Annotated in this window: 23 protein-coding genes and 1 pseudogene; 8 read left to right on the top strand and 16 right to left on the bottom strand. The window is 72.3% G+C overall.

The window, feature by feature from the left end; genetic code table 11:
• Nucleotides 1-197 precede the first annotated feature (197 nt).
• Complete coding sequence (locus tag H297_RS0116135; protein WP_027737901.1) at nucleotides 198-878, top strand: class I SAM-dependent methyltransferase; 681 nt, start codon at nucleotides 198-200, stop codon at nucleotides 876-878.
• Between the two features lie 81 nt (nucleotides 879-959).
• On the opposite strand, the gene H297_RS0116130 is transcribed toward H297_RS0116135, so the two are convergent.
• Nucleotides 960-2,075 carry an FAD-dependent oxidoreductase gene (locus H297_RS0116130; protein ID WP_027737900.1) on the bottom strand — a complete coding sequence of 372 codons (1,116 nt, stop codon included), beginning with the start codon at nucleotides 2,073-2,075 and terminating at the stop codon, nucleotides 960-962.
• A 135-nt stretch (nucleotides 2,076-2,210) separates the two neighbouring features.
• On the opposite strand from H297_RS0116130, the gene H297_RS36675 reads away from it, so the two are divergent.
• On the top strand, nucleotides 2,211-3,005 hold the full coding sequence (locus tag H297_RS36675) for a TetR/AcrR family transcriptional regulator C-terminal domain-containing protein (RefSeq protein ID WP_078514165.1): 795 nt from the start codon (nucleotides 2,211-2,213) through the stop codon (nucleotides 3,003-3,005).
• 76 nt (nucleotides 3,006-3,081) lie between these two features.
• On the opposite strand, the gene H297_RS0116120 is transcribed toward H297_RS36675, so the two are convergent.
• From H297_RS0116120 to H297_RS0116085, 8 genes are all read right to left on the bottom strand, one after another.
• Nucleotides 3,082-4,008 carry a LysR family transcriptional regulator gene (locus tag H297_RS0116120; RefSeq protein WP_027737899.1) on the bottom strand — a complete coding sequence of 309 codons (927 nt, stop codon included), beginning with the start codon at nucleotides 4,006-4,008 and terminating at the stop codon, nucleotides 3,082-3,084.
• Between the two features lie 54 nt (nucleotides 4,009-4,062).
• A complete protein-coding gene (locus tag H297_RS0116115; RefSeq protein WP_027737898.1) occupies nucleotides 4,063-5,418 on the bottom strand; it encodes an MFS transporter in 1,356 nt (451 codons plus the stop codon).
• A 63-nt stretch (nucleotides 5,419-5,481) separates the two neighbouring features.
• Nucleotides 5,482-6,918 carry an aspartate ammonia-lyase gene (locus H297_RS0116110; protein WP_199787211.1) on the bottom strand — a complete coding sequence of 479 codons (1,437 nt, stop codon included), beginning with the start codon at nucleotides 6,916-6,918 and terminating at the stop codon, nucleotides 5,482-5,484.
• A 247-nt stretch (nucleotides 6,919-7,165) separates the two neighbouring features.
• Nucleotides 7,166-8,311 (bottom strand): M20 family metallopeptidase, encoded by a 1,146-nt coding sequence (locus H297_RS36670; RefSeq protein WP_037794387.1) that lies wholly within the window; start codon nucleotides 8,309-8,311, stop codon nucleotides 7,166-7,168.
• Complete coding sequence (locus tag H297_RS0116100; RefSeq protein WP_027737896.1) at nucleotides 8,308-8,982, bottom strand: DUF1028 domain-containing protein; 675 nt, start codon at nucleotides 8,980-8,982, stop codon at nucleotides 8,308-8,310. Before H297_RS0116100 ends, H297_RS36670 begins: the two co-directional genes overlap by 4 nt.
• Nucleotides 8,979-9,449: a RidA family protein gene (locus tag H297_RS0116095; protein WP_051351894.1), complete on the bottom strand. Its 471-nt coding sequence runs from the start codon at nucleotides 9,447-9,449 to the stop codon at nucleotides 8,979-8,981. The genes H297_RS0116100 and H297_RS0116095 overlap by 4 nt, the downstream gene beginning before the upstream one ends.
• Nucleotides 9,450-9,459: 10 nt before the next feature.
• Nucleotides 9,460-10,746, bottom strand: coding sequence for a flavin-containing monooxygenase (locus H297_RS36665; RefSeq protein WP_037794385.1), 1,287 nt, complete (start codon nucleotides 10,744-10,746; stop codon nucleotides 9,460-9,462).
• Nucleotides 10,747-11,292: 546 nt separating this feature from the next.
• Entirely contained in the window at nucleotides 11,293-11,697 is a 405-nt protein-coding gene (locus tag H297_RS0116085; RefSeq protein WP_027737894.1) for a hypothetical protein, read from the bottom strand.
• A gap of 234 nt (nucleotides 11,698-11,931) precedes the next feature.
• Here H297_RS0116085 and H297_RS0116080 point away from each other — a divergent pair, with 234 nt between their 5' ends.
• The 4 genes and pseudogenes from H297_RS0116080 (at nucleotide 11,932) to H297_RS0116065 (ending at nucleotide 14,410) form a co-directional block, all read left to right on the top strand.
• Nucleotides 11,932-12,147 carry a hypothetical protein gene (locus tag H297_RS0116080; RefSeq protein WP_027737893.1) on the top strand — a complete coding sequence of 72 codons (216 nt, stop codon included), beginning with the start codon at nucleotides 11,932-11,934 and terminating at the stop codon, nucleotides 12,145-12,147.
• Nucleotides 12,148-12,254: 107 nt separating this feature from the next.
• A pseudogene (locus H297_RS36660) lies at nucleotides 12,255-12,635 on the top strand (TetR-like C-terminal domain-containing protein); the annotation flags it as partial.
• Nucleotides 12,636-12,708: 73 nt separating this feature from the next.
• Entirely contained in the window at nucleotides 12,709-13,377 is a 669-nt protein-coding gene (locus tag H297_RS0116070) for a HEAT repeat domain-containing protein (protein WP_027737892.1), read from the top strand.
• A 4-nt stretch (nucleotides 13,378-13,381) separates the two neighbouring features.
• Entirely contained in the window at nucleotides 13,382-14,410 is a 1,029-nt protein-coding gene (locus H297_RS0116065; RefSeq protein ID WP_027737891.1) for a MerR family transcriptional regulator, read from the top strand.
• Nucleotides 14,411-14,466: 56 nt separating this feature from the next.
• On the opposite strand, the gene H297_RS0116060 is transcribed toward H297_RS0116065, so the two are convergent.
• On the bottom strand, nucleotides 14,467-15,987 hold the full coding sequence (locus tag H297_RS0116060; RefSeq protein WP_078514159.1) for an MFS transporter: 1,521 nt from the start codon (nucleotides 15,985-15,987) through the stop codon (nucleotides 14,467-14,469).
• 151 nt (nucleotides 15,988-16,138) lie between these two features.
• On the opposite strand from H297_RS0116060, the gene H297_RS0116055 reads away from it, so the two are divergent.
• Both H297_RS0116055 and H297_RS0116050 read left to right on the top strand, forming a co-directional pair.
• On the top strand, nucleotides 16,139-17,590 hold the full coding sequence (locus H297_RS0116055) for an aromatic amino acid ammonia-lyase (RefSeq protein WP_027737889.1): 1,452 nt from the start codon (nucleotides 16,139-16,141) through the stop codon (nucleotides 17,588-17,590).
• A 241-nt stretch (nucleotides 17,591-17,831) separates the two neighbouring features.
• Complete coding sequence (locus tag H297_RS0116050; RefSeq protein ID WP_027737888.1) at nucleotides 17,832-18,683, top strand: alpha/beta fold hydrolase; 852 nt, start codon at nucleotides 17,832-17,834, stop codon at nucleotides 18,681-18,683.
• 85 nt (nucleotides 18,684-18,768) lie between these two features.
• Here the strand turns inward: H297_RS0116050 and H297_RS0116045 are convergent, their stop codons facing one another.
• The 6 genes from H297_RS0116045 to crtI all read right to left on the bottom strand — a co-directional run bounded on the left by H297_RS0116045 (nucleotide 18,769) and on the right by crtI (nucleotide 26,264).
• On the bottom strand, nucleotides 18,769-19,470 hold the full coding sequence (locus H297_RS0116045; RefSeq protein WP_037794380.1) for a GNAT family N-acetyltransferase: 702 nt from the start codon (nucleotides 19,468-19,470) through the stop codon (nucleotides 18,769-18,771).
• Between the two features lie 309 nt (nucleotides 19,471-19,779).
• Nucleotides 19,780-21,294, bottom strand: coding sequence for an FAD-dependent oxidoreductase (locus H297_RS0116040; RefSeq protein ID WP_078514193.1), 1,515 nt, complete (start codon nucleotides 21,292-21,294; stop codon nucleotides 19,780-19,782).
• Nucleotides 21,295-21,371: 77 nt separating this feature from the next.
• Nucleotides 21,372-22,607 carry a lycopene cyclase family protein gene (locus tag H297_RS0116035; protein WP_027737885.1) on the bottom strand — a complete coding sequence of 412 codons (1,236 nt, stop codon included), beginning with the start codon at nucleotides 22,605-22,607 and terminating at the stop codon, nucleotides 21,372-21,374.
• A gap of 41 nt (nucleotides 22,608-22,648) precedes the next feature.
• Entirely contained in the window at nucleotides 22,649-23,656 is a 1,008-nt protein-coding gene (locus H297_RS0116030) for a Rieske (2Fe-2S) protein (RefSeq protein ID WP_027737884.1), read from the bottom strand.
• On the bottom strand, nucleotides 23,653-24,666 hold the full coding sequence (locus H297_RS0116025) for a phytoene/squalene synthase family protein (protein WP_027737883.1): 1,014 nt from the start codon (nucleotides 24,664-24,666) through the stop codon (nucleotides 23,653-23,655). The genes H297_RS0116030 and H297_RS0116025 overlap by 4 nt, the downstream gene beginning before the upstream one ends.
• Nucleotides 24,663-26,264, bottom strand: a complete 1,602-nt coding sequence (crtI, locus tag H297_RS36655) for a phytoene desaturase family protein (protein ID WP_078514155.1) — start codon at nucleotides 26,262-26,264, stop codon at nucleotides 24,663-24,665. Before crtI ends, H297_RS0116025 begins: the two co-directional genes overlap by 4 nt.
• Nucleotides 26,265-26,573: the final 309 nt, after the last annotated feature.

Raw genomic sequence — 26,573 nt, 5'->3', positions numbered from 1 at the left:
CGACCTGGACGCGCTGAGGTCGCTTCCGACGGCCTTCCGGGTCTGGGGGACGTAGGGACACGCGCGGGAGTCCAAAGGACCATACGGTTCCGCCTGGGGCGGAATCCGGGGAAGGGTCCGCCCCTCGGGGCAGCTTTCCGGGGCAGGTCTGGTCAAAGCTGCGGACGGCCGGACGACGGCCGAGGAAGGCGGAGGAGATGGCACCGACGGCGGCGTACGACGAAATCGCTGAGTGGTACGAGACCGAGTTCCTCGATCGCCCGTACAGCGCCGGGGAGGACGGGCACCCGCTGAGCCTGGGTGACCTCATGGACGAGTTCCTGGGCAAGGGCAGCGGCACCTGTCTTGAGGTCGGATGCGGCACGGGCGTGCACGCCGGTCGTCTCCGCGCACAGGGCTGGTCCCCGGTCGGGGTCGATCTGTCCGGGGGAATGCTGCACTTCGCGCGTGAGCGGCTGCCGGTCGCCCAGGCGGATGCCGAGCGGTTGCCGGTCCAGGACGGCTCGCTGCCGGCGGTCCTCGCGGTGATGGTGCACACGGACATGCCCCGCTACCCGCAGGTGCTGCGTGAAGCCGCCCGGGTTCTGCGCCCAGGCGGCGCTTTCGTGCACATCGGAGTCCATCCCTGCTTCTGCGGTGGCTTCGCCGACCGTGACGATCCTGACGCGGTGGTCATCCGGCCCGGCTGTCTCGACAGCCACTGGACGAAAGCCTCCTGGACGGACCGGGGCATCCGCGACAAGGTCGGTGCCACCCATCTCCCCCTGCCCGCACTCCTGCACGCCTTCCTCGACGCGGGCCTGGTACCCGACCGGTTCGCCGAAAGCGGCACCCCCACACCAGCCGTCCTCGCGGTCAGGTGCCTCAAGACCCGCTGATGCCGGGATGCCAGGCGTTGGATCGGTCACCCGGCCGGGAGAACGGCGGGTGTGCAGGGCCTCTCGTGCGTGACCCGTCGGTCACGGTGTCTGCTCGTGTCCGGCGAACATGGCGATCAGGCCGTACGGTGAGTCGGCGCCGAACATGTGCGCGTGGAGGCGGGCGGCTTCGTCGGCTTCCTCGGCGCTGCGGAGGAACATGGCCTGCTCGTAGGTGGTGAGAGCCGCCTCGACGTCGTCGGGGTGCGCGGCGAGTGCCTTGCCGAGTTCGGCGCCGTCGTACATGGCCAGATTGGCGCCCTCGCCGGACGGAATCATGAGGTGGGCGGCGTCGCCGAGCAGGGTCGCCCCCGGCACCCGCTCCCACCGGTGTCCGGCCGGCAGGGTGTTGAGGGGGCGCAGGACGGGCGCGGTGTCTCCGTCGGTGATCAGGGCGGTGAGTTCCGGTGCCCAGCCGTCGAACTCCTTCGCCACCCAGGTGGTGGCCTCGGCGGCGTCACCGGAAGCGACTGCCGCGAACCAGTCCTGCGGCCTGGACAGTGCCACGTAGGTGTGCAGGGTGCCGCCGCTCTCGCGGTGTGCCTGGATCCCCTTCCCCGGCGCGAGCGCCAGCAGCGATCCGCCGCCGACCGCTTCGGCGGCGGCAGGGTGCCGGATATCGGCGTCGAACAGGTAGGTCTCGACGAACGAGGTACCGGTGTAGGCGGGTGCGGCGGTCGACAGCAGGGGGCGGACCTTCGACCACGCGCCGTCTGCGCCGACCAGCAGACTCGTGACGACGGTACCGCCGTCGGCGAACGTCACCTCGTGACGGCCCCCGCCCAGCGCACGGACGCCCTCGGCCTTGCATCCCCACCGGACGGTACCGGTCGGCAGCGAGTCGAGCAGGGCCTGCCGCAGCGCGCCGCGCTGCACCTCGGGGCGGCCCCCCGTGCCGTCGTCGGGCTCGTCGAACAGCACGGTTCCGTCCGGGGCCAGGACCCGCATCGCCTCGCGTCCCTCCAGGACGAGGCCGCGGAACTCCTCCGTGAGCCCTGCCGCGTGGAGAGCCGGTTGGCCGTTGCGGTCGTGGATGTCGAGCATGCCGCCCTGAGCGCGTGCCGAGGGGGAGGCCTCCGCCTCGTAGACGGTGGACTCGATGCCGTGGACGTGCAGGACGCGGGCGAGCGCGAGCCCGCCGAGCCCGGCGCCGATGATCGTGACGGGAGTGGACGTGGTGACTCCTTCGAGGGGAAGGCGGCGCGGCCGGGGACTGCGGGACCGGGCCGACCTTGCTGGAATGTCGTTCCATTCCACTGTGGAACATCGTTCCAGGCATGTCAAAATGGCAGCATGGCAACGCGGACACGCCGGTCACAGCGGCGCACAGAAGCCCTCTCGCGGCAGCAGATCGTCGAGGCGGCCGTCGAACTGCTCGACGCGGCCGGCGAGGGCGGGCTGACGTTCCGCGCACTCTCCGAACGCCTCGCCACCGGGCCAGGAGCGATCTACTGGCACGTGGCGAACAAGGACGAACTGCTCGGCGCCGCGACCGACGCCGTCGTCGCCACCGCCCTGACCGTCGAGCCCGCGGAGCCCGGCAGCTCGCCCGAGGACGGGATCCGCACCGTCGCGCTCGGCCTCTTCGACGCGATCGATGCGCACCCGTGGCTCGCCCCGCAGCTCTCGGTGCAGCTCTCCCGCAACCCCGGGGGACCGGTGACCCCGCGGCTCTTCGAGAGCGTCGGCCGACAGGTCCGCGCCCTGGGCGTACCGGAGACCGCCTGGTTCACCGCGACCTCGGGGCTGGTGCACTACATCCTCGGCGCCGCCGCTCAGAACGCCGCGAACGCGCGCGTGCCGGAGCCCGGCACCGACCGCGCCGCGTTCCTCGACGCCGTGTCGACGACCTGGGAAGAGCTCGACCGCGACGAGTTCCCGTTCATCCATGCCGTCGCGGACCAGGTGCGCGAGCACGACGATCGCGCACAGTTCCTCGCGGGGGTCGATCTCGTCCTCGCCGGCATCACGACTGTCCACCTGTCCGGGGAACGGGCGGGAGAGGCACCGGGCGAGGGGCAGGCCCCTGTGCGGCGGCCTGGAGAACAGGATCAGGCACAGCACGTGACGGCACGCGCCGATCCGTAGACCCGACGGCCCTGCCCCTCCGGCCCGCCCCGGTCGGCGGCTGCCTCCTCGTAGCTCCGGTCGGCGCCCGGTCCGCTCAGGTCTCGGCGGGCCGGGCGGCGATCTCCTTGAGCAGCTCCATCACCGCACGGGCACGTGGGGTCTGGGCCATGCCCGCCATGGACACGAGCCGGACTTCGAGCGGAGGGCCGGCGTCGCCCAGCTGGAGTTCCGCGATCTCGCCGCCGCCGTAGGTCTGACTCGTCGCGGGGCGCTGGTTGAGAACGGAGTACCCGAGTCCCCTGGCCACCAGGGACCGCACGGTCTCGTAACTCTGCGTGCGGTAGCGGACGTCGGGCGCGGTGCCGGTGGCGGCCACCAGTGCGTGGAAGTAGTCCCGGCTGTGGGGAAGATCCAGCAGGACGAGCGGCTCCGCGGACAGCTCCGTCAGCTCCACGCTCCCCTGCCCTGCCAACGGGTGCTCGGCCGAGACGATGACGTAGGCCGGGGCGCGGGCGAGCGTCTCGCTGTGCAGTTCGGGCTCGGCCGACAGCCCGAGATGATAGGTGAGGGCGAAGTCGATGCGGCCCGCCGCCAGGGAGTGGACGAGCTGGTCCGTCTCCGCCTCCACCACGTCGATCTCGATGTCCGGATAGCGTGCGGTGCACTCGCTGAAGAGGGACGGCAGATAGTAGGGGGCCAGGGTGACGAAGCAGCCGACGGCCACCGGACCGGAGACGGTCTCCCCGTCTCCCCTGGCCTCCCGTTCGACCTCGCGCGCGCGGGCCAGCAGGTCCCGCGCCTGCTGTCGGAGCCGCTCCCCCGCCGGTGTCAGGATCAGCCCCCGGCCGCGACGGCGGATGAAGAGCTGCACCTGAAGGTCCCGCTCCAGGTTGTAGATGGCCGCGGACACGGCGGACTGCGCGATGTGCAGTTCCTGCGACGCCTCCGTTATCGAGGCACGCTCCGCCGCGACCAGGAAGTAGCGGAGCTGAACGAGGGTGAAACCCAACGGTGACGTCATGCGAGACCCTTGCGCCGGTGAACCGTGTCCGCGCCCGACCCTATGCGCCAGGGTCTAGACCCGCTCGGAGGGTGCGTCGGAGAGGTCCTCGGGGCGCAGCAGCGGGGAGCCGACGGTCTCCTTGAGGGACAGGGCGGCGACCAGGCCGCCCACCGCGAACACCATCAGGTAGGGACCGGGCACCAGGGTGCTGCCCGTCGCCGAGATGAGGACGGTCATCAGATAGGGCACGGTGCCGGCGAACAGCGCCGCGGTGAGGTTGTAGGCGATGGACAGTCCGCTCTGCCGCGTCCGGGTGGGGAAGACCTCCGCCGACCACACGGCGTACGTGCCGAGGATCGCCGCGAGGATCACGCCGAGCAGCAGCCCGGCGGCCCAGGTTCCGGCGAGCCCGGCCCGCATCAGGAGGAAGGCAGGGAAGGAGACGACCAGCAGGGCCGACGTCGCCCCGACGAAGACCGGTTTACGTCCCACGCGGTCGGACAGCGCGCCGAACAGCGGCACGAGAACCAGTCCCAGCAGGGAGATGGCGGTGGAGAGCAGGGCCGCACTGTCGTCCGAGTGGCCCAGGTGATCGGTCTCGTAGGTGACGAGGTAGGTCAGCACCGCGTAGAAGGGGACGTGCATGGCCGCCATCAGGCCCGCCGCCTGGAGCAACTGCCGCTTGTGGGAGCGGAGCAGCTCGCGTGCGGGGCTGCGCGGGACGGTGTCGTGGGCTTCGAGCGTCCGGTACTCCGGGGTGTCCTCGATCTTGTTGCGGATGATGAAGCCGATGACGCCGAGCGGCGCGGAGACCAGGAAGGGGATGCGCCATCCCCAGGAGGTGAGCTGGCCGTCGTCGAGCCCGGTGGACAGCAGCAGGAAGACGAAGGAACCGGCGAGGAAGCCGAGCAGGGAGCCGACCTCCAGCCAGCTCACCCCGAATCCGCGGCGGCGCCGTGGTGCGCTCTCGGCGAGAAAGCTGGCCGCGCTGCCGAACTCGCCGCCCGCGGCGAAGCCCTGGATCAGGCGGAGGACGACCAGCAGCACCGGGGCGGCGATCCCTATGGACGCGTAGCCGGGTAGCAGCCCGATGGTGAGGGTCGCACCGGACATCATGAAGATCACCAGTGACAGGGTGCGCTTGCGGCCGATCCTGTCACCGAGCGGCCCGAACACCAGGGCCCCGACCGGCCGGATGCCGAACGAGACGGCGAAGACGCCGAAGACCGCCAGCAGTCCGGTCGTGCTGTCCTCGGCCGGGAAGAACACGGTCGCGACGGTGCCGGCGAGGTAGGCGTAGGCGGCCCAGTCGAACCAGTGCACGAAGACTCCGACGGCTCCCGCGACGACGCTTCTGCGCAGGGTGACCACGTCGGTGGCCACCTCGACCTCGGTGTCCGTCGTGGCGCCGGTCTTGCAGGTGGACATACGCGCCTCCTTGTGGGGTGGGTGGGGAAGCCGGCGCTGCACGGTGCCGCCGGCGCCGCGCTCTCAGGCCGCGGGCACGCCGGTCAGGGCGGCGGGGCTGGTGAGTGCACCGAGTTCTGCTTCGGTCAGCAGGGCGCGTTCGCGTATCAGGTCGAGCGCGGGTCTGCCGGTGCGGTGCGCCTCCCGCGCGAGGGCGCAGGCGGTTTCGTAGCCGAGTGCGGGACCGAGCGCGGTGACCAGCCCGGTGGAGGCGGCGACGGTCGCCGCGAGCCGGTCCGCGTCGGCGGTGATACCGCGCACGCAGTGCTCGGTCAGGACCGTGATGCCCGCGGTGAGGTGGTCGAGACCGGCGCTCAGGCTCCGGTAGATGACCGGTTCGAAGGCATTGAGCTGCAGTTGACCGCCCTCGGCGGCGAGGGTGACAGTCACGTCGTTGCCGACGACCTCGAAGGCGATCTGGTTGACCGCCTCGGGGATCACCGGATTGACCTTGCCCGGCATGATGGACGACCCGGCCTGGCGCGCGGGAAGAGAGATCTCGCCGAGCCCGGCCTGCGGCCCGGAGGAGAGCAGCCGCAGGTCGTTGCAGATCTTGGACAGTTTGACGGCGACCCGCTTGAGCACTCCGGACAACTGGACGAAGACACCCACGTCCTGCGTGGCCTCGATCAGGTCGGGCGAGGAGACGAGTGTCGCCGTCCCGGTCAGCCGGCGCAGGTGCTCCACCGCCAGCTCCCGGTATCCCGGGCGGGCGTTGAGCCCGGTACCGATCGCCGTACCGCCGAGGTTGAGTTCGTGCAGCAGCGCCCTGGCCTCGGTGAGCCGCTGCTCGTCCTCGGCGAGGGTCGCGGCGAACGCCCCGAACTCCTGGCCGAGTGTCATGGGTACGGCGTCCTGGAGCTGGGTACGGCCCATCTTCAGGACCTCGGCGAACTCCGCGGCCTTGGCGGCGAGGGCCGCACGCAGGCCGGTCAGGGCGGCGAGGAGTGCGGCGAGGTGCGCGTCCAGCGCCAGTTTCACCGCGGTCGGGTAGACGTCGTTGGTGCTCTGGCCGAGGTTGACGTGGTCGAGGGGGTGCAGGACGGCGTAGTGGCCGCGGGGTTCCCCCAGCAGCTCCAGTGCCCGGTTGGCGATCACCTCGTTCGCGTTCATGTTGGTCGAGGTGCCCGCGCCCCCTTGGATGAGGTCGACCACGAACTCATCCTGGAGCGCTCCGTCCCGGATCTCGGCGCAGGCCGCGGTGATGGCCGAGGCGAGGGCCGGGTCGAGGGCGCCGACCTCGGAGTTGGCGTCGGCCGCCGCGTGCTTCACCGCCGCCAGGGCACGGACCAGATGCGGCCGGGCGGCGAGGGTCTCCCCGGTGAGGGGGAAGTTGGCGACCGCCCGAACGGTGTGCGCTCCGTAGTAGGCGTCCGCCGGGACGTCGACGTCACCGAGCATGTCGCGCTCCGTGCGGTACCTCATGCCGGCGGGACGCCGGGGGGCTGGGGTCGTGGGCATCGGTCTCCTCCGGGGGTCGGGGCGAGGGTCGGGACGGCACGTCGGGAGGGGCTGTGCCGACGGCGGCATGTCAGGAGGGGTCGTGCCGGCGGCAGCACACCGGACGGGCGTGCCCGGATGCCACGGCCGTCGGGCTCGTGTCCGGCCGCTCGGCCGACGGTGGCCACCGCTGGGGGGTCGGCGCCGGCTCCCCGGGACCGATCCGGCACGTAGGCGACGCGTGCGGCTGCGGCCGGACCGCCTCCCGTCACATCGCGGTGCTCCGCGCCGACGCGCGGTCCACGCCGGTCCAGGCGAGCGCGACCGCTCCGTCGAGCAGGGCCCGCTGTGCCGTGCCGCCGACGCAGTAGGCCGCGAACTCGCGCTGGTGGTTGGTCGCGGGCAGGGAACCGACGCCGATGTAGGGGTGGATGGCCGGTACCCGCTGCGAGACGTTGCCCATGTCGGTCGAGGCGCGGTTCATCCGTGCGGCCTGGCCGGGCGGTGCGAACTCCCGCCCCAGGTCGAGGGCGTTCGCACGGTAGTACCCGAGGGCGGTGTCATCCGTACGGAACTCCGCGTACGGCTTGCTCTCCGGCTCGATCTCCAGGTCGCAGCCGGTCGCGAGAGCACCCGCCTCGAACGCCCGCATGACACGGGGCTCCAACGTGGCCAGCTCGGCAAGGGATTCGGCCCTGACGTACCAGCGGCCACTCGCCCGCTCGGGGATGGCGTTCGGAGCGTCCCCGGCATGCGTCACCACGCCGTGCACCCGCGCCGAGGCCGGCAGTTGCTGGCGCAGCAGCCCGATGGCGACCTGCGCCACGGTGAAGGCGTCGGCCGCGTTCACCCCGGCCTCCGGATAGGCGGCTGCGTGTGCCGACCTGCCCGTGTAGGAGACCTTCGAGTGGCTGACGGCGAACGGGCGGGCCTCGGCGACGTCGACCGGCGCCGGATGCACCATCATCGCCAGATCGACGCCGGCGAACGCTCCTCGGTCGAGCATCTCGATCTTGCCGCCGCCGCCCTCCTCGGCGGGGGTGCCGTACACCTCGACCGTGAGGCCGGCGTCGTCGGCGACGGCGGCCAGGCCGAGTGCGGCGCCGACCGAGCTCGCCGCGATGAGGTTGTGCCCGCACGCGTGGCCGAGGCCGGGCAGCGCATCGTACTCGGCGCACACCGCGATCCGGAGGGGCCCGCTGCCGAACCGGGCGAGGAAGGCCGTCTCCAGGCCGAGGTAGGCCGGGGTGACGTCGAACCCCGCACGGTCCAGCAGCTCGGGCACGGCAGCAGCGGCCCGGTGCTCCTCCCAGGCGGTCTCCGGGTCGGCGTGCAACCGCTCGGACAGGCCGATGAGTTGCTCCGCCCGGCGGTCGACCGCCTGCCGGGCGGCCTCTTTCAGCGCGGCGCTCACTGGTCGCCCGGGACGCCGTAGGAGGGTGCGGAGGCGGGGTCGAGGCCGCGGCGCACGTAGTCGTCCCGCTGCGGCAGCCAGACGTCGAGGAGTTCGCCGAGCCGGTCCACGGGGTCGTCCGCCCAGTCCACCCGCAGGTCGGTCACCCGCCAGTCGACGTCCGCGACCACCGCCATGCCCGCCGAATACACCGGCCCTTCCTCACCGCCGGCCTCGACGGCGGCCTTGAGGGCAGCGAGCAGACGCTCTTCGAGCTCCCCGGTGGCGGCGGCCCAGGTGTCGAGAAGGACGCCGGGGATGTGCTCGCCGCAGAGCATGTTGCCGGCGGCCACCGCGTCGTCCGCCGTGGCGGCGGCGTACTTGCCCAGCGTGCGGGAGCCGCTGTAGGCGCGGCCGGGCCCGGTGCGGCCCAGCACGGTCAACTGCCGGTGTTCGATGGTCGCCGCGTTCCGCGCCGCGCCGGTGACGTCGGCCAGGGCACGTTCCGCGTCACCGTGCTCCGCCAGTCCCGCCAGCAGGCTGGTGCCGAGCGTGGGGTCGGTGACGTTCTGCGAAGCGGCCACTCCGACGCCGGGCCGCAGATGGGCCACCCGAGCGGCCACCGCCGGGCTGGAGGAGCTGGCCACGATGCCGAACCGGTCGCCGTCGCGGACCACCAGAGAGAATGTCATGCCAGTTCCTCCTCGGGGAGCACGGCGACGGCGTCGATCTCGCACAGCCACTCCGGGCGGGCCAGCGCCGAGACCACCAGGCCGGTCGAGATCGGGTGGACGCCCTTGGTCCAGCGGCCCACCGTGCGGTAGACCGCCTCGCGGTACCGCGGGTCGACCAGGTAGATCGTCAGCTTGACCAGGTGCTCCATCCGGCTGCCCGCCTCTTCGAGCAGCATCCTGATGTTCGCCATGGCCTGTTCGGCCTGCGCCTCGGCGTCGCCGATGCCCACGGACTGGCTGGTGTCGAGGTCCTGGCCGATCTGGCCGCGCACGTAGACCGTGTTGCCGGCGACGACGGCCTGGCACAGGTCGTTGTCGAGGTTCTGTTCGGGATAGGTGTCGCGCGTGTTGAACGGGCGGATCCGGGTGTGCCCGCCGGCGACGACCGGGGGCTTCGCCCGGTGGCCCTCGCTGCTGGAGGTCATCGTCTGCTCCTCAGTTGTGCCGGGTCGCCGGTGCGGCGCAGGACCGGTCGGTGGTGCCGTACGCGAGGTAGCCCCGCTGGGTCATGATGTGGTCGGCGACGTACTTGGCGTCGTGCCAGACGCCCCAGATGAAGCTCGACCCGCGGCGGGAGAGCCAGGGCAGGCCCAGGAAGTAGACGCCGGGCTCGGAGGAGACGCCTCGGCGCTGGTCCGGCCGGCCCTGCTCGTCGAAGGCGTCCACGTCGAGCCAGCCGTAGTCGGTGGCGAAGCCCGTCGCCCATACGATCGAGGTCACCTGCGTCTCGGCCAGGTCGAGTGCGAGCCGGGGCTCGGTCACGCACTCCGGATCCGGCCCGAGGATGTGGGCCTCCGGCTCCTCGGGAAGGTCGAGCCCGTTGCGCTCGATGTACGCGTCGGCCGCTTGGAGGAGCGCCAGGTACTTGGCGTCGCCGACCGCGATGTTCGAGGCGAGATCGGGCGCGAAGCGCAGCACGCCGTCGTCGTAGGACGCCGTCAGGCCGACGAGCTCGATTCCCGTGTCGGCCAGGGCGCGGAAGTCGACGGTGTGGCCGCCGCGTGCGCCGCTGACGGCGATGGTGACGTGGTCGGCGCCCTGGGGAGGCGTCTCCGCGTCCCAGAGTCCGAGCACCCCGAGCCACCAGCAGAAGTCACGTCCGCGGTACGAGCGCGGCGGACGGTCGTGCGGGCCCACGGACAGGAAGACGCGGCGGCCCGACCGGCGCAGCTCGTCGGCGATCTGGACCCCCGAGGAGCCGGCACCGACCACGAGGACCGCGCCCTCGGGCAACTGCTGCGGGTTGCGGTACCCGCTGGAGTGGATCTGCACGGGTACGGCGCCGTCGGGAACGATGGGCGGGATCACGGGGCGCTGGAAGGGTCCGGTCGCCGCCACGACGAAACGCGCGTCGACGGAGCCCTCCGACGTCTCGACCCGGAATCCGGGCCGGCCGGCGTGCTTGCGCACCGAGTTCACCTCGACACCGCACCGGATCGGGGCACCGATCTTCTGGGCGTAGCTGGCGAGGTAGTCCGCGATCTGTTCCTTCGAGGCGAAGGCGTCGGGGGCGACCTCGGAGAACTCCAGCCCCGGGAAACGGTCGTGCCATGCGGGGCCGTTCGCGACCAGGGAGTCCCACCGCTCGGAACGCCACCGCTCGGCGACGCGGTGCCGCTCCAGCACGAGGTGCGGTATCCCGTGAGCTCCCAGATGCTCACTCATCGCCACGCCTGCCTGGCCGGCCCCGACGACGACTACTTCAGTCTCTTCACTCGGCAATTTCAGCCTCCACTCAGGCGGCAGCCCATCCTGGTGTCGCGTCGACTGTGCTGCCGCACGAGACATCCTCAGCGGGGCCTGGAATTCTGTCCAACAGATGTTTCCGTGGTAAGTGATCTGTTTTTCAGATGTGAGGGCAGACGCCGGGCCGCCCGTTCACGAGGGGGCGCGCATAACGGGCCGGAGGCGGCGGCAACTACGCGAAGAGGAGGCGGACTTGTCCGCCTCCTCTTCCGTGGAACGTCGCCTTCCCCAGGCACCGGGGCCCCGCCTGGCCCGGCACCGGGAGACCCCTCCTTCGTTCGCACCGTCGGCACCGACCGGACCGCCCCCCGAAGTCCGAGCGGACATCACCGCCTGTGGACGACGACATGGGCGCCGGGCGCGGCAGGCGCCGTGGCGGCCGCACGTCCGGGGGCGGCAGCTCCGGCGGCCGTCCCGCACCGGCCGCCGAACAGCCGACTGCGCGCGCCGCGACGAGGCGGCGCGCGCAGTGGATGTGGTGCGCGGTCTGGCGCGGCAGCGTGGTGCGCGAGCGCCCGGGGGTCAGGCGGTCGGCAGCTTGCCGCTCTTGGTGTGCACCTCGTCCAGGAACTCGATGCTCTTGCTGTTCTTCCGGTAGACGTTGATCCGCACCTTGTGCCCCTCGGTTATCGGAAACGGGCACGAGCGGAAGGAGCTGGTCTCACAGCTCCCCTTGCGCTTACCGGCAGTGACGTCGTAGACCTCGGCAAAGACCCCGTAGCCGTCCTTGCGCAGGTCGTCCAGGACGACACGTTCGTCGTCCTTGGCCGAGTCACGAGGCTCGAAGACGACGCTCGAAACCTTCTTGCCGCCTGCGTAGAAGTAGTCGACGGTGTTGCCCTTGGCCGCGGCCTGGGAGGTGCCGACTCCCGCCGTGAGGGCGAGAGCGAGAGCTGTCCCGCATACCGCGGCGCCACGAGCGAGCAAGGGCGCACCAGGGCGCCTGCATGAAATGTGCATGCCTCGAAGCCTATGAGGGGCGCCCGGCCACAGAAGCCCCAGGTCTCTCTTGTGACTCCGCCGTAACAAAGTCGGCCACGTGCCGTCACGGATGGGCAAAGGAGGCGGCTTCACCCGTTCGGCCGTGCCGAGTCGCAGCCGTACGCCACCCGGGTGACCTTGGAGACCGGCCCTGCACTCGATCCCTTTGGAGGGAGCCCCATGATCGTGAAGAAACTGCACGACGCCGGCCTGCGCAGCGAGCACGCCTACACGGCCGCCGTCGCCTCGATCGGGCTGACGGTCGTCGCCTGGATGGGCTCGCTGAAGGGCGAGTCCGCCGAGACGGACCGGGCCGACCGATGGGGCATCTTCGTCGGCGAGTGGGCCCCGACCTTCTTCGGCCTCGGACTGGCGCTTTCCCAGTACGAGGACTGACCCATCAGAACGCAGTCCCCGGTGGTGCAGACCGCCCCACCGGGGACTGCTGCTGCGTCGACCAGGTCACCGCAGCCGATCCCCGCATGGCGGCGAGGCGTTGACACGTGGGCGAGGCCGCCGACGCCGTCGGCGGCGCGGTCCAGGGCTACGCGGGCCGCGACGCCCTGGCGGCCGCAGCCCGCGCCTTCCGCGCCTTCGTCCTGGAACACCCGGGGCGCTACGCCGCGACGATCGGGGTGGAACCGTCCGCCCCGGACGAGCCGCTGGCCGCCGCGGGCCGGCGCCTGCTCGCGGCGTTCACCGCCGTCCTGCGCGGCTACGAGATCCGGGAACCGGAGGTGGACCACGCGCTGCGCATGCTCCGCAGTCTCTGCCACGGCTTCGCCACCTTGCAGTCGGCCAAGGGCTTCCAATGGAGCGCCGACATCGACGAGAGCTTCGAATGGCTGATCACCTTCGCCGACCGCGGACTGCGCGCGATGTGAGTGCCTCCGCGCCGGAGCCGCTTGACCTTGACACGGTGGCAAGCTCTTCACTGCGGTCGAGGAGGTGGTCTTGATGACGACACCGGCAGGGGACCCGCACACGGTGGGAGCCCTTCACAGGCTGGAGCACAGCAGCTCATCGGTACGGCTGCAGGCTGCACTGGCGGTCGGTACGTCCCCCGACCCGCAGTACGTCGACACGCTCGTCGAACGATGCGGGACCGAGCCCGACTTCTCCGTGCGCGAGATGCTCACGTGGGCACTCACCCGCCACGCGGCGTCGACCGTGGTACCCGAGCTCGTCGCCGAGCTCCGTTCACCGCATGCGCAAGCGCGCAGCCAGGCGCTGCACACGCTGTCCAAGATCGGTGATCGGCAGGCGTGGCCCGCGCTCACCCGTGCGCTGCTGACCGACACCGACGACGAGGTGGCCAAGTGCGCCTGGCGGGCAGCCGTCGCGCTGGTGCCCGACGGTGAGCGACCCGCGCTGGCGGCCGTGCTGGTGACGCAGCTCGGGCGCGGTGACCATGCGACGCAGCTGAGCCTCAGCCGGGCGCTGATCGCGCTCGGTGAGGCGATCGCGCCGTCCCTGCGCGCCGCCATGACGGCCCAGGACACCCGCGCACGCCGGCACGCCCTCGCAACGGAGCGCCTGTTGCGCGACCCGGACGCCGGCTTCGAGTTCGCGATCGAGGAGGCGAAGCGCATCGTTGCCCTCGGCCCCACCGGGCGGAAGGGGTGACGGAGTGCTGATCGGCGAGGTGGCACAGCGCTCCGGGGTGAGCGCCCGGATGCTCAGGCACTACGAGTCGCTCGGCCTCGTGCGGCCCACAGGCCGCTCCCGGGCCGGCTACCGCGAGTACTCCAGCGAGGACATCCGGCGCATCTTCCATGTCGAGAGCCTGCGGTCGCTGGGCCTGTCGCTGCGCGAAGTGGGGCGTGCGCTGGATGATCCCGGCTTCGAGCCCTCGGCTCTGGTCGGCGACCTCGTGCGTCAGACGCGGGAGCGCATCGTCCGTGAGACGGAGTTGCTCACGCGACTCCGCCGGATCGGCGCGGCGGACCCCGCCGACTGGGAGAGCGTCCTGCACATCGTCGCGCTTCTTCAGGAGTTGGGGTCGGAAAGCGCCGGCAAGCGGCAGCGCGCCGCCCTGTCCTCCGTGGGCCGGGCAGCCGTGCCGGTGGATGCCCTGGTCGAGGCCGTGCTGAGCGAGACGGACCCGCACGTCGCGGGAGCCCTTCGATGGGCGCTGGCTCGCGCGGGCGCCGAAGCTCTGGAACCTCTGGCGGAGGGCCTCTGTTCGCCCGTGGCCGAGGTCCGCGAGCGTTCCGTCCGGTCCGTCGCCGAGCTTCCCGGCAGCGAGGCGACCACGGTGCTACGGGACGCCCTCACCGACTCCGACACCGAGGTCAGCAGGTGTGCGGCGCTGGCACTCGGGGCGCGTGGAGCAGCCGACGCGGTCCCGACGCTCGTCGGCATGGTGGTCGAGGAGACGGAAGCAGGACCCGGCGAGCGCTCCCCCGATGCCGACGCGGCCGATGCACTGAGCACCCTGGCCAGCGATCCCGCAGTGGCCGACCGGATCGCTGCCGAGCTCGCCGACTGCCTCACCCAGGCGTCCGTCTCGCCCTCCGCCCGCCGACGGATGACACAGGCGCTCGCGGACATCCCGGGAGCGAAGGCCGCCGGTGTCCTCGCGGATCTGTCACGCGACGAGGACCGTGCCGTCGCACTCACCGCGGCGTACGTCCTTCAGCTCCGCGACGCCCGGTAGCGCCGCGTCGGCGGGTGCGGCGTTGTCCGGGCGGAAGACACGGGCCGGCGGCGCGCTCAGTGGAGGACCACGCCCTTGGTCTCCGGGGCCCAGGCCAGGGAGACCCCGGCCCCGACGACCAGGAGCACGGTCAGGGCCAGCATCGATACGGAGAAGCCGTACGCGGACAGGCTGATCGGCAGCAGGAACGTGCCGACCGCCGAGCCGACCCGGCTCAGCCCGTTCAGCAGGCCCACCCCGGAACTGCGCAGCGCCGTGGGGAACAGCTCCGGCGGGTAGACCTGGTCCAGGTTGGAGGAGGCCGACATGGTGAACGTGAAGACGAGGAAGAGGGGGAACAGCAGGTACGTCGGCGCGTGCGGCCACACCCCGATGGGCGCCAGCGCGAGCGCCATCACGACGAACGACCAGATGAGGAACCCGCGCCGGGTGAAGCGGGAGACGAACCACAGCCCCACCACTCCGCCCAGCAGCAAAAAGACGTTGAGCAGCCCGTTGCCGAGGAAGTCGTCGTCGCCCAGGCCGACGCGGGCCATCACCACCGGCAGGAATGTGTAGATGGCGAAGTACGGGATGACCTGGCAGTTGTAGTAGAGGACGCCGAAGAGGGTGTTCCTCCGGTGCTGTGCACGGAAGAGCGCCCGGTAGTCGTAGGAGTCGGCCGGCTCCTGGCGGTGCAGCAGGGTGGAGAAGTCGACCCGGGGCCCGATGTACCGGGCCACGACGGCCCGGGCCTCGTCGATGCGCCCCTTGCTGATCAGCCAGCGCGGCGACTCGGGTGTGCCGAACCGCATCACCAGCACGAAGACCGCCGGAACGGCACTCGACGCCAGCAGCCACCGCCAGCTCTCACCGCCGAAGCCGACGAGGTAGTTGCCGAAGAAGTAGGCGACGGTGTAACCGACCGTCCACATGGCGGTGAGGGATGCCAGGAGTCCGCCGCGGTAGCGGCGAGGGCAGAACTCGGCGACCAGCGTCGGCCCCAGCGCGTAGTCCGCGCCGATACCGAAGCCGATCAGAAGCCGGAGGACGAACAGCTCCAGGGGCCCGGTGACGAAGAACTGCGCCACCGAGGCCACGGTGATGAGCAGGAAGTCCCACATGTAGAGGCGCTGCCGCCCGTACCGGTCCGCCGCCCAGCCCACGGCGATGCTGCCGACGAAGATGCCGATGAGCGCGGAGGCGCCCAGCAGCCCCTCCCAGGCCGCACCCAGCCCCATCTGCGGGCCGACCAGGGTCAGCGCGATGCCGATGATGCCCAGGTGGTAGCCGTCGGAGAAGTTCGCACCGAAGGTCAGCGCGGTGATCTTGACGTGGAAGCGGTTGAGAGGCGCGTCGTCGAAGGAGGTCGCCGCGCCGGCGCCGGGTTCGTTCCGCCGCTGCCTGCGCAGCGGGCCGAGGCGGCCGAAGCGACCCGTGCGGCCGGGCCCGGAGACCGCTGCGCCGGAGGGGTCGGGAGGCTCCGCGGGATCGACGGCACCCGTGGTGCGGCCGTCGGACCCGGCGGTGTGCCGCTCGCTCGTTTCCGTACTCGTGTCCGGGACGTTCTCCACGGGTCTCCCCTCGTTGTCGGGCATGGGCCACCCACCCGTCTGCGCTGCGCACGGCGCACGTCAGCGGGTGCGGGGACACACCACCCGACGTCTTGGCCGCCCTTCTTGCCAACCCGGATGAATGAAGGGTTTCATGCAGCCTTGAAGGTGAATAGTTTTCTGTCAAGGGGTGATGATGACCGACCGCAGCCACGTCAACGTCGACGGCCGCCGGCTGCGCTGCCCGGACGTCGTACGGGTGGCCCGCTCCAGCGCCTCCGCCGTCCTGGACCCGGCGGCCCGCGAACGCGCTCACGAGGCCTACGTGGTCGCCGGGGAGATCGGCGCCAAACGAGCCGTGTACGGGCGCACCACAGGCGTCGGCGCCAACCGGCACCACGTCGTGGACCCCGACGCCGCGGACCAGCACGGCCTCCGCCTGCTGCACAGCCACGCGGGCGGCACCGGCCCGGCCGTCTCCCCGCACCTGGTGCGGGCCACTCTGCTCATCAGGCTCAACCAGCTCGCAGCCGCCGGCAGCGGTGTGCACCCCCGCCTGCTGGACGCCCTCGAAACGGCGCTCCGCGTCGGCGCGGTCCCGCAGGTCCACTCCCTCGGCGCCATCGGCACCGGGGACCTGACCGCACTGGCCGAGATCGCCCTCACCCTCGCCGGGCGCCGCCCGTGGGCCGTCGGCTCGCTCGACCCGCTCCCGATCAGCCCGGGCGACGCGCTCGCCTTCATCTCCAGCAACGCCGCCACCCTGGCCGAGTCCGTACTGGCCTGGCACGATCTGCGGGAGCTGCTGCGCGCCAGCCATGCCGTCGCCGCCCTGTCCTACTGCGCCCTCGACGGCTCACCCGAGGCGTTCTCCGCGCGCGTGCACGCCCAGCGCCCGCACCCCGGATCGGTGCACTGCGCCGCCGAGATGCGCCGACTCCTGTGGGACGACGGCGAACCCGGACCCGGCAGCCGTATCCAGGACCCCTTCGGGCTGCGCGCCTTCCCGCAGGTCCAGGGCCCGGCCCTGGACGCCGTCGACGCCCTGGAGAAGGTGCTCACCACCGACCTCAACGCCGCGGCCGAGAACCCGTTCATCGACATCGACACCGAGAACGCCTACCACCACGGCCACTTCTCCACCGCCTACCTGGCGCTCTCCCTCGACCACCTGCGCGCCGCCCTCCACCACGTCGCCGAACTGTCCGCTGCGCGCCTCAGCGACCTGGTCGAACCCGAACTCACCGGCCTGAGTCCCTTCCTGTCGGCCGGCCCGCCCGGCAGCTCCGGCATCATGATTCTGGAGTACGTCGCACACGACGCCCTGAGCCAGCTGCGTCACGCGGCCGCGCCCGTCACCCTCGGCACCGCGGTCATCTCCCGCGGCCTGGAGGACCATGCCAGCTTCTCCACCCAGGCCGCCCGCAGCACCTCCGCGGCCATCAGCGCCTACCGCACCGTGCTCGCCTGCGAACTCCTGGGCGCCGTACGCGCCCTGCACCTCGGTGCGGCCGAACTGCCCGACGCGCCCGTCGCCGAGGCCTTCCGGACCGCCCGCGAAACGCTGCCGGTGGTCGCCGAGGACCATCCCCTCACCGAGGAGATCGCCGGCGCGGAGAGGACCCTGCCCCTCTTCGCGGCGCTGTGACCGGAAGCCGGGAATCCCGCGGGGACGGCGGAGGGAGGTGGAGGCCGGAAGCTCGGGGCGGGCGCCACGATCACGCTTGACTCCCCAGGTCCTTCTTATTACCTTCACGTCTGCCGTCGCTTCCCTCTCCGGCCTCCCGGCCGTCACCTGGCGCACCGTGCGGGCCCTTGGCCCCTCCCCCGATCCGTCCGACCTCGGCCGCGCTCCGCCGATGCACAGGGGTCAGAGAAAGAAGAGACAGATGCAGCCGACTTTCGTGCTGGTGCACGGAGCCTTCGCCAACTCCTTCTCCTTCGCGCCGCTCCAGGCCGAACTCGGCCTGCTGGGGCACCGTTCGGTCGCCGTCGACCTGCCCGGGCACGGTTTCGCAGCGACCTACACCCACGCCTACCAGGCGCCGCAGGACACCGAAGGTCTCGCCACCGCGTCCGGCTCGATCAAGGGCGTCACCCTGGCCGACAACGCCGCGCACCTGATCAGCGTTCTGGAACGGGCGAAGAAGAACGGGCCGGTGGTCCTCGTCGCGCACAGCCGCGGCGGCGTCACGGCCACCGCGGCGGCCAACGCGCGGCCGGATCTGATCGACCGCATCGTCTACGTCTCGGCCTGGTGCCCGGTCGCTCTCGACGTCGGCGCGTACTACGCCGAGCCGGAGATGGCGACGGTCGACGCCGCCTCCCTGGGTCTTGCCGCCGTCGGGAACCCTGCCGAACTGGGCCTGCTCCGCGTCAACTTCCGCACCTCGGACCCCGATGCTCTCGCGGCCTTCAAGGCGGCTTTCCTCGCCGACGGTACGGACGAGGAGTTCCTGACGTTCCTGAACACCTTCCAGCCCGACGAGAACCTGGACGCCGGCACCTCCGCCGACCGGGCGCAGGCCGCGACGTGGGGCCGCATCCCGAAGGCGTTCGTGCGGTTGACCGACGACGCGAGCATGCCGCTCGCCATGCAGGACCGGCTGATCCGCGAGGGCGACGCACTGACGCCGGACAACGTCTACGACGTCCGTACTCTGGCGAGCAGCCACCTGAAATGGCTCGTGGAGCCCGCACCAGCGGCCCGGACCCTCGCAGAACTCGCCCCCTCCCAGTAGGACCTGAGCGCACGCACACCGGGCAGGCGCCTGGAAAGCGGCTCATCCGGCGTCCCGGCGCTCGTCCCAGGTGCCGAACCGGCCGTCAGGGCGTGCGGTATCCCCGGAAGGTCACGTGTTTCCGGGTCTCGAACCCGAGTCGTTCGTAGAGGGCAAGCGCTCCCGGGTTCGCCTCGGCCACGTGGAGGAAGGGGCGCTCGCCGCGCGCCGTGACGCGCGCCACGAGCTCGCGGACCAGCTGAGCGGCACGGCCCCGCCCACGCGCCTCGGGAGCGGTGCAGACCGCGCTGATCTCCGTCCACCCCGGTGGCCGGAGGCGTTCGCCCGCCATCGCGACGAGAACGCCGTTGTCGCGGACGCCGAGGTAGGTCCCGAGTTCGTGGGTCCGCGGCCGGAACGGGCCCGGTCGGGTCCGCGCCACGAGGTCGAGCATCTCGGGCACGCTGTCCGCCCCCAGCTCGACGACGCCCGTGTCGCCGTCGTGCCGCGGCGGACCGGGCCGACTGCCGCGGGCCAGGACCATCTGACGCCCTTCGAGGACGAAGACCGGCTCCCAGCCGGGCGGGGTCGCCGGACAACTGAACAGGTCCGCGAACTCGCCCCGGCCGAGCAGCCGGGCCAGGTCGGCCCACGCCTCCGGCCCCGGGTGGGCGGTCGTCGCGGAGAAGGTCGCCACTTCCGGCGCATAGGTGACGGCCCGGCCGAGCCGGCGGGCCAGGTGTGCGTGGTGGCCGCGCAGCGACGCGCCCACCGGATCGTCGAGCGCGGCGTCGTCGGAGGCTTCCAAGATGCTGGACCTTGCATGGTGGGAGGGACGTCTGTGGTCGGGCGGGGCGGCGGGCGCCCCGGTGCCCGTCACCCTACGGGCACCCGCATGCCACCGGTCACCCGCATCGCGGCGTGCTCGTCCCGTGATGATGGCAGGCATACTCCGCCCCCCACGCAGCCGTACGGGCCCGCGCCGCGGCCGATGCACGGCACGCACGGTCACCTCGCCGCCGTCGTCTGGAGCACCGCCCTCGCCGCTTTGCGCGGCGCCTCCCGCTCACCGTCGCCCGAGCCCTCGCAGACCCGCCGCGGGAGACGTCGCCTCCGGCTACGCGGGAGACGGTGCTCGCGCGAAGGCGGGGGCGAGTGTGCGGGCAAGCAGACGTACCGGTGCGAGGCGTCCTTGCCGCGGGACGGTCAGCAGCGGGTGCCCGCGTACGTGCCAGCTGGCCAACACCGCGTTGGCAGCCTGGAATCCGCTGGTGGCGGCGCGTTCCATCAGTGCGACGGGGGCGTCGGTGCGTACCAGGTCGCCGGCGAGGACGAGCCGGGGGTGGGGGGTGGCGGTGGTGGGGCGGTGCAGGTAGCTGCCGGGGGTGAACAGGGGGCAGTCGTCGCGCCATTCGTGACGCTGGTCGAGAGTGGTCGCGGCAGCGGTCTCCGGGTAGACGCGGGACAGTTCGGACCGCATGCGGCGGCGTAGAGCGGCCTGGTCGGCGTGCGGGTCGGCGGCGTAGGCGTGGAGTTCGACGACGCTGCCGCCGGTGCGCGCGGCCCAGCGGGCGGCCTGGCCCTCGTAGCGGTCGAGGACGCTGATGTTGTCCAGCGGGCCGTACCCGCTGGTGCCCAGGAATGCGGGCCGCTCGGCGCGGACGGGCCGGTCGAGCCAGTAGCGGGACACCAGGAAGGGCGGGGCCTGCCGCAGCCCGCCGATCCGCTCCCGCCAGTCGGGCCCGCCCACGGTGGGTGAGGCGGCGACCAGGGAGTTGAGGCCCGCGGTGTCCAGGGCGAGGACCACCGCGTCGTAGTGCCGGGTGCGGTGCGTCCCGGGGGCGGTGGAGGGTGCGGTGGTGAGGGTGAAGCCGCCCTGCGGCCGTACGGTGAGTCGGTGGGCGGTGGTGCCGGTGACGAGGTCGACGCCCCGGTGGGAGAGGTAGTCGGCGAGCGGGTCCCACAGCGCGGTGGGGAAGGGTTCGGCGGCGGCGTCGAAGAGGAGCCCTTCGGCCGAGCCGAGGAAGTAGATGTGGAACATCAGCGCCAGTTCGGCGGCGGACAGGTCACCGGGGTCGGCGAAGAAGCTCCGCGAGAAGACTTCGAACGCCAGATGCCGGGCCTGCGGCGGGAAGTTGACGGCGGTGAGGAAGTCGGCGGCACTGAGACGGTCGAGTTGCCGGTATACGCCGGTGGGGTGCACGTCCAGCAGGGGAAGCGCCGCGCGGGGGTGCATCCGCCTCAGTCCGGCTGCGGTGAAGGTGGGGCTGGTGGCGGTGAAGCCGAGCACGTTCCACGGCGGGGTGCGCGGAATGCGGGCGAAGCTGTCGCGGGCGCCGCCCGCGTGCTGGAGGGGGTAGTCCGCGAGAGGGGTGAGCATTCCCAGTGCGGGGTCGGTACGGCGCAGCAGATTGCGCAGGTTGTAGTACTGGCGGAAGAAGGCGTGGAACCCGCGGGTCATCGTCTGGGTGGTGCCGTCGGCGAGTCGGACGGGCCAGCCGGCCACCCGCCCGCCGAGAACGTCCTCCTGCTCGAACAGATCGACCCGCATGCCTCGTTCGGCCAAGGCGGTGGCGGCGGTCAGCCCGGCGATGCCACCGCCCACGACTGCGGTACGGGCCCGCGCGGTCATGCGCGGGGCTCCCGGCGGAGCGGGCCGGTATGCGGCTTTCGTGTCGCGGGACAGCCGGTGCTCGGGGCGGCGGGTCTTCACGGGGTGTGCTTCCTTGACGGCGCGAGGGGTGGCACGGGGCTCGTGCCCGGTGCGGTACGGCGGGGCAGCAGCGGCAGTTCGGCCAGGGACCGGCTCATGGGACCGATCGGGCAGTGCAGTCCGAGGGCGAGGTCCTCGGCGGGGGTGGAGGAGCCGTCCAGGAAGCGCAGCACCCGTGGGAGCGGGTTGCGGGTGAACAGGCGGGTGAAGAAGTCCGGTCCGTCGAGTCGGCCGCCGTCCAGGGCGCGCAGCCAGGCGGCATCCATGAGCAGGTGGCGGCGCTTGTGCACGCGGGGCGGTACCGGGTGCCGCCCGGCACGGCAGGCGTCCGCGACGGCGGCGGCCTGGGCCTGCACGGCGGCGAAGGTGTACCCGGTTGAGGGGCGGGTGGCGCCCCCGGCGGTTCCGAGCGCGAAGATCGAGGGGCCGCGATGGCGGGGGAAGTGGGCGTCGGTCATCGGGATGGCGCCCTGCTCGGCGCCGGTGACCGCGAACGTCCCCAACGAGCGGACACGGCGCGTGTAGTCGCCGAGCGCTGCCTCGTAGGCGGCCGTGTCCAGGGGTTGGGCGGAGAACTCGGTGTACTCGACCAGGGCGCGGCGCCGGGAGAACGGCAGCACGTACGCGAAGGACAGTCCCCGCGCCGGCTGCCTCGTGCGGAAGTCCATCAGTTCCGCCACCTGCGGGTCGAACCGGTCGGTGGTGGTCTCGACGAACCATCCGCGGAAGTGCTGGAAGAGCGTGGTACGGGCGCGCGGCAGGTGGCGGGGCGGCCGGGTGTCGAAGACCCAACGGCCTGACATGCGGACGGTCCGGCCCCGCGGGTCGACGCCGGTGACCTGGCCGCCCTCCCTGCCGCCGGTCACGCCGGTCACGGTCGCCGTGACCAGCCGCACGTGGTCGCAGGCGGACAGTTCCCTCGTCAGCACGGGGAGGTAGTCGGCCGACCGGATCATCTTGTACCGGTAGGGGCCGGCCCCGGTGATCGGCCGGCCGGTCGCGTCCCGTACGCACATCCCGCCCCAGGAAGCGGAGACGAACTCCTCCAGGTGGCCACTCCCCCGCTCCCAGAAGCACCAGGTGCGCGGCGGGCTGGTGAGGGCCCCGGGAGGCGGTTCGAGGACCGCCACCGACGGCGCGCACCTGCCCGGTCCCGGTGGGGCGACCAGGCGTCGGGCCAGGGACAGCCCGGCCGCGCCGGCGCCGACCACGACGATGTCCACGTCCCTCATGTGCTCCCTCCTTTGCCCCGGGCGTCGGCGTTGCGCGGCGGTCAGTTGCCGGGGAAGCGGCCGGTGCTGCGCAGGCGCCAGCGGCGTTCCGCGTACGCCAGGTCGTCGCGCCACAGCCGGGTCGCGGCACGCTTCATCAACGGCCGCAGCGCGGGAGCGGCGGCGCGGGCGAGCGCGAAGCCGGTCCGCCCGGAGGCGGCGACGACCGCTTCGACCACGGCGGTGCGCGGCCGCTCGTCACCGGGTGCCGACAGGGGGACGGCGTGGGTCTCCACGACGGAGCCCGTGCCCTCGCCTTCGAGGATGCGCATGACGACGGTGCGCGGCCCCGGCGCGGTGAACTCCGCGAGGACGGGCACTGCCGCGCGGGCGCCGAGGCGGTAGGACACTTCCACGAGGAAGCGGTCGTCGTCCTCCCCGCTGTCCTCGGCAGGTGCTGCGAGGACGGTCAGCTGGGTGAAGGCGTAGGGGTGGAACCAGCTTCCGTGCCAGGGGTCGAGGCGGTTGGCGACGACGTCCTCGGGCTCACAGACGCCTTCCAACTCGGTGACGGCCGACACCGACCGGGACAGCGGCGGCCGCGCCGGTACGGCCGGCAGCGGCGCGGGCGGCTCGGTTTCCGAGCGGTCGAGACGGACCCACACCAGGACGCCGTCGTCATGGGCGGGCAGCGGCGACCACCCGGGACCGCCGTCGGCGGACAGGCGCAGCCCGTGCCAATGGCAGATCAACTCCCCGGCCACCACCGGCGACCGGCACAGCGGCGCCCCCAGGTGAGGGCAGGCACCGGGACCTGCGACGACCTGGCCGGCCGGGGTACGCCAGGCCACCACCTCCTCACCGGCGACGGTGCGGCCCCGGGCCCGGCCGGGAGGGAGCCCTCGACTGGCGCAGAGCACGTACCAGTTGCCGGTGGGGCGGACCGTGGCACGCTTCAGCGCGGCGGCGATCACCTGGGCCCTGGCAGCCCGCCAGGTCGGTTCCTGCCGGTGCCACGCCGGTGACGGGGCAAGGCGGACGGGGCTGCGCCACCGGGGTGCCGGCTTCACGAGACGGCTCCTTCCACCAGACCGCGGGCAGCACCGGCGCAGCTCGGGGTGGACGTGGGGGCGGCGGTGACGGTGGGCCGGCGGCCGGCGCGGTGGGCGGTCCGGTGGGCGAGGCCGGTCAGCGCGACGGCGGCCTTGTACCGGCGGGGTACGACGGTGCGGTGGCCGATGACGGCGCAGTCGGCCGCTTCGATGCGGGCGAGGATGGCGCTGTAGAGGACGAACGCGGTGTGCACGCACGGCTGAGACGTGCTGTGCAGCAGCCGGATACCCTGGGCGGCGTGCCGGTAGATGCCTCGGGTGAGACCGATCATCTCGCGCAGTGCGTCGCGTACCCGGGCGTCGGTGCGGCCCGTGGTGCGGCACCAGTTCAGCAGGGGCCGGTCGACGTCGTGGGCGGCCAGCAGGTCGGCGGGCAGGTAGATGCGGCCGCGGTCGAGGTCTTCCCCGACATCGCGCAGGAAGTTGGTGAGCTGGAAGGCCACCCCCAAGGAGGCGGCGTGCGGGGCCGCCTCCTCGAAGGGCACCACCGTGCCCAGCACAGGCAGCAGTTCCAGCCCGATGACGGCGGCGGAGCCGTGCATGTAGGAGCGCAGCTCCCGCCAGGTGGGGTAGTCCGTGGTGGTCAGGTCGCTGCGCATGGAGCGCATGAAGGCCGCGAAGCAGGCGGGGTCGATGCGGTGGCGGGCCACCGTGTCCGCCAGTGCGGCCAGCACCGGGTGATCGCTGCGCCCGGTGGTCAGCGCCTCGTCGACGCGTACGCCGAGGGTGTCCAGGTCGAGGGCTCGTTGGCGCGGGGTCCTGCCGGTGTGGAGATCGTCGACGATGTCGTCGGCGTACCGCGCGAAGCCGTACAGGGCGTGGACGGCGGGCCGTTGGGCGGGTGCCAGCAGGCGGGTGGCCAGGAAGTAGGTGGTACCTCCTCGCGCGTTGATGGTGCGGCAGCGCGTGTAGGCGTCCCGCAGCGTTGCGTCACGCACGCCTGCGGCGTCGAGCTCGCGAGCGGTCATGGACGGCCTTCCTTCGTGCCGGCCGCCGCCGCGGGCGGGCCGTGGGGGGCGGGCGGATGCGCGCGGGCTTCGAGGCCGGCGGGCCGGGCCGAACGGGCGGGCCGCCGCGGACGGCGCGCGGCCGTACGGGCGGTGATGCGAGCGGCGGCGAGCTTGCCGGAGATGAGCACTGTCGGAATGCCGACGCCGGGGGTGGTGCCGCAGCCGGCCAGCACCACGTTCTCCCATCCGGAGGGCAGGTTGCGGGGCCGGAAGGGGCCGGTCTGGGCGAAGGTGTGCGCCGCGGAGAAGGGGGTGCCCGCGGCCAGGCCCTGACGCGCCCAGTCGGCAGGGGTGACCAGTTTCTCCACCTCCAGGACCTCGCCGAAACCCGGCATGCCGCGCCGTTCCAGTACGGCCAGCAGCTCGTCGCGGTAGGCGGGGGCGAGCCGGTCCCAGTCGTGGCGGCCGCGGTGGAGGTTGGGGCAGGGCGCCAGCAGACAGTGCACATGCCGGTCCGCGGGAGCCAGGTCCGGGTCCGTGCTGGTGGGACGGGTGATCAGCAGGGACGGATCACTCATCGGCTCGCCGGTGCGGGTCAGCTGACGGAAGGTGTGCTGCCAGGCGTGCCCGAAGGAGAGCGTGTGGTGGGACAGCGCGGGCCAGGTGCGCTTCCCGCCGGTGTGCAGCAGCACGGCCGAGGGCGCGTACCGCAGCGGTACGGGACGGCGCGGTGCCGCGCCCAGCAACCGGTAGGCGACCGGCAGATCGCAGGTGAGGACGACGGCGTCGCACTCGATGCGTTCCTGACGGCTGGTGCGTACGGCCACCGCACGGCCCGCCGCGCGTTCCAGGGCCTCGACCCGGCTGCCGTGGACGAAGCGGGCCCCGGCTGCGGCTGCGACGGCGGCCATCGCGCGGGGCAGCGCGTGCATGCCGCCCCTGGGGAACCACACGCCTGCCACGGTGTCCATGTAGGCGATGACCGCGTAGGCGGCCAGGGCGCGGGTCGGCGCCACCCCTGCGTACAGGGCCTGGAAGGAGAAGAGCCGCTGCAGCCGTTCGTCCTTGAGGAAGTGGGCGATGCGGCCGTGCCAGGACCCGAAACCGCCCAGCGCGGCCAGCCGGGCGAGGTCCGGGGTGAGGAGGCCGAGAGGCGAGTCGAAGTTCGCGTCGATGAACGTGCGCCTCTGCACCCGGTGGAGTTCGTGCAGCCATCGGCGCATCCGCCGGTAGCCTGCCGCTTCCCGCCCGTCGGCCACCCGCTCGATCTCGGCCTCCATCGCGCCGGCGTCGGTGTGCACCTCGATGCGGGAACCGTCGGCGAACAGCGCCCGGTAGGCGGGGTCCAGGCGCACCAGGTCGAGGTGGTCGGCCATCCGGGCGCCGGCCGCCGCCATCGCTTCCTCGACCAGGTCGGGCATGGTCAACACGGTGGGCCCGGTGTCGATGCGGTAGCCGCCGAGCCGGAGGAGTCCTGCCCGTCCGCCGACGACGTCCTGCTCCTCCACCACGGTGACCGACCGGCCGGCGCCCAGCAGATGCAGTGCCGCCGACAGACCCGCGAGACCGGCTCCTACGACCACCACATGGTCGCTGGGTCCCGGCACCGACCTCATCGCGGCCCCTCCTCCGCGACACCCGGCTGCCCCGTGGCACCGGTCCGTCCCGTGCTGTCGGGCGCTACGTGACCCGCCGCCGGGGCCTGCACCTGGTCGGTCGGTCCCGTGTGCCGCATCGCGTCGCCTTCGCCCCCAAGCTGTCCCATCGGGCCTCTCGTTCGCTGCGGTCGCCGGCCCCCGCAAGGTGAGCGTGGGGGCCACCGCGATCGTCCGGCAGCACCTGGACGCCTGCTCGGTCCCGGACGCCCGACGAATAACCCCCACTTTTCCTGGACAAACCTCAGCAAAGCGCGTACACCCGCTTGA

Source organism: Streptomyces sp. CNT360, assembly GCF_000424785.1.
This window is presented reverse-complemented; position numbering and strand designations above follow the sequence as displayed.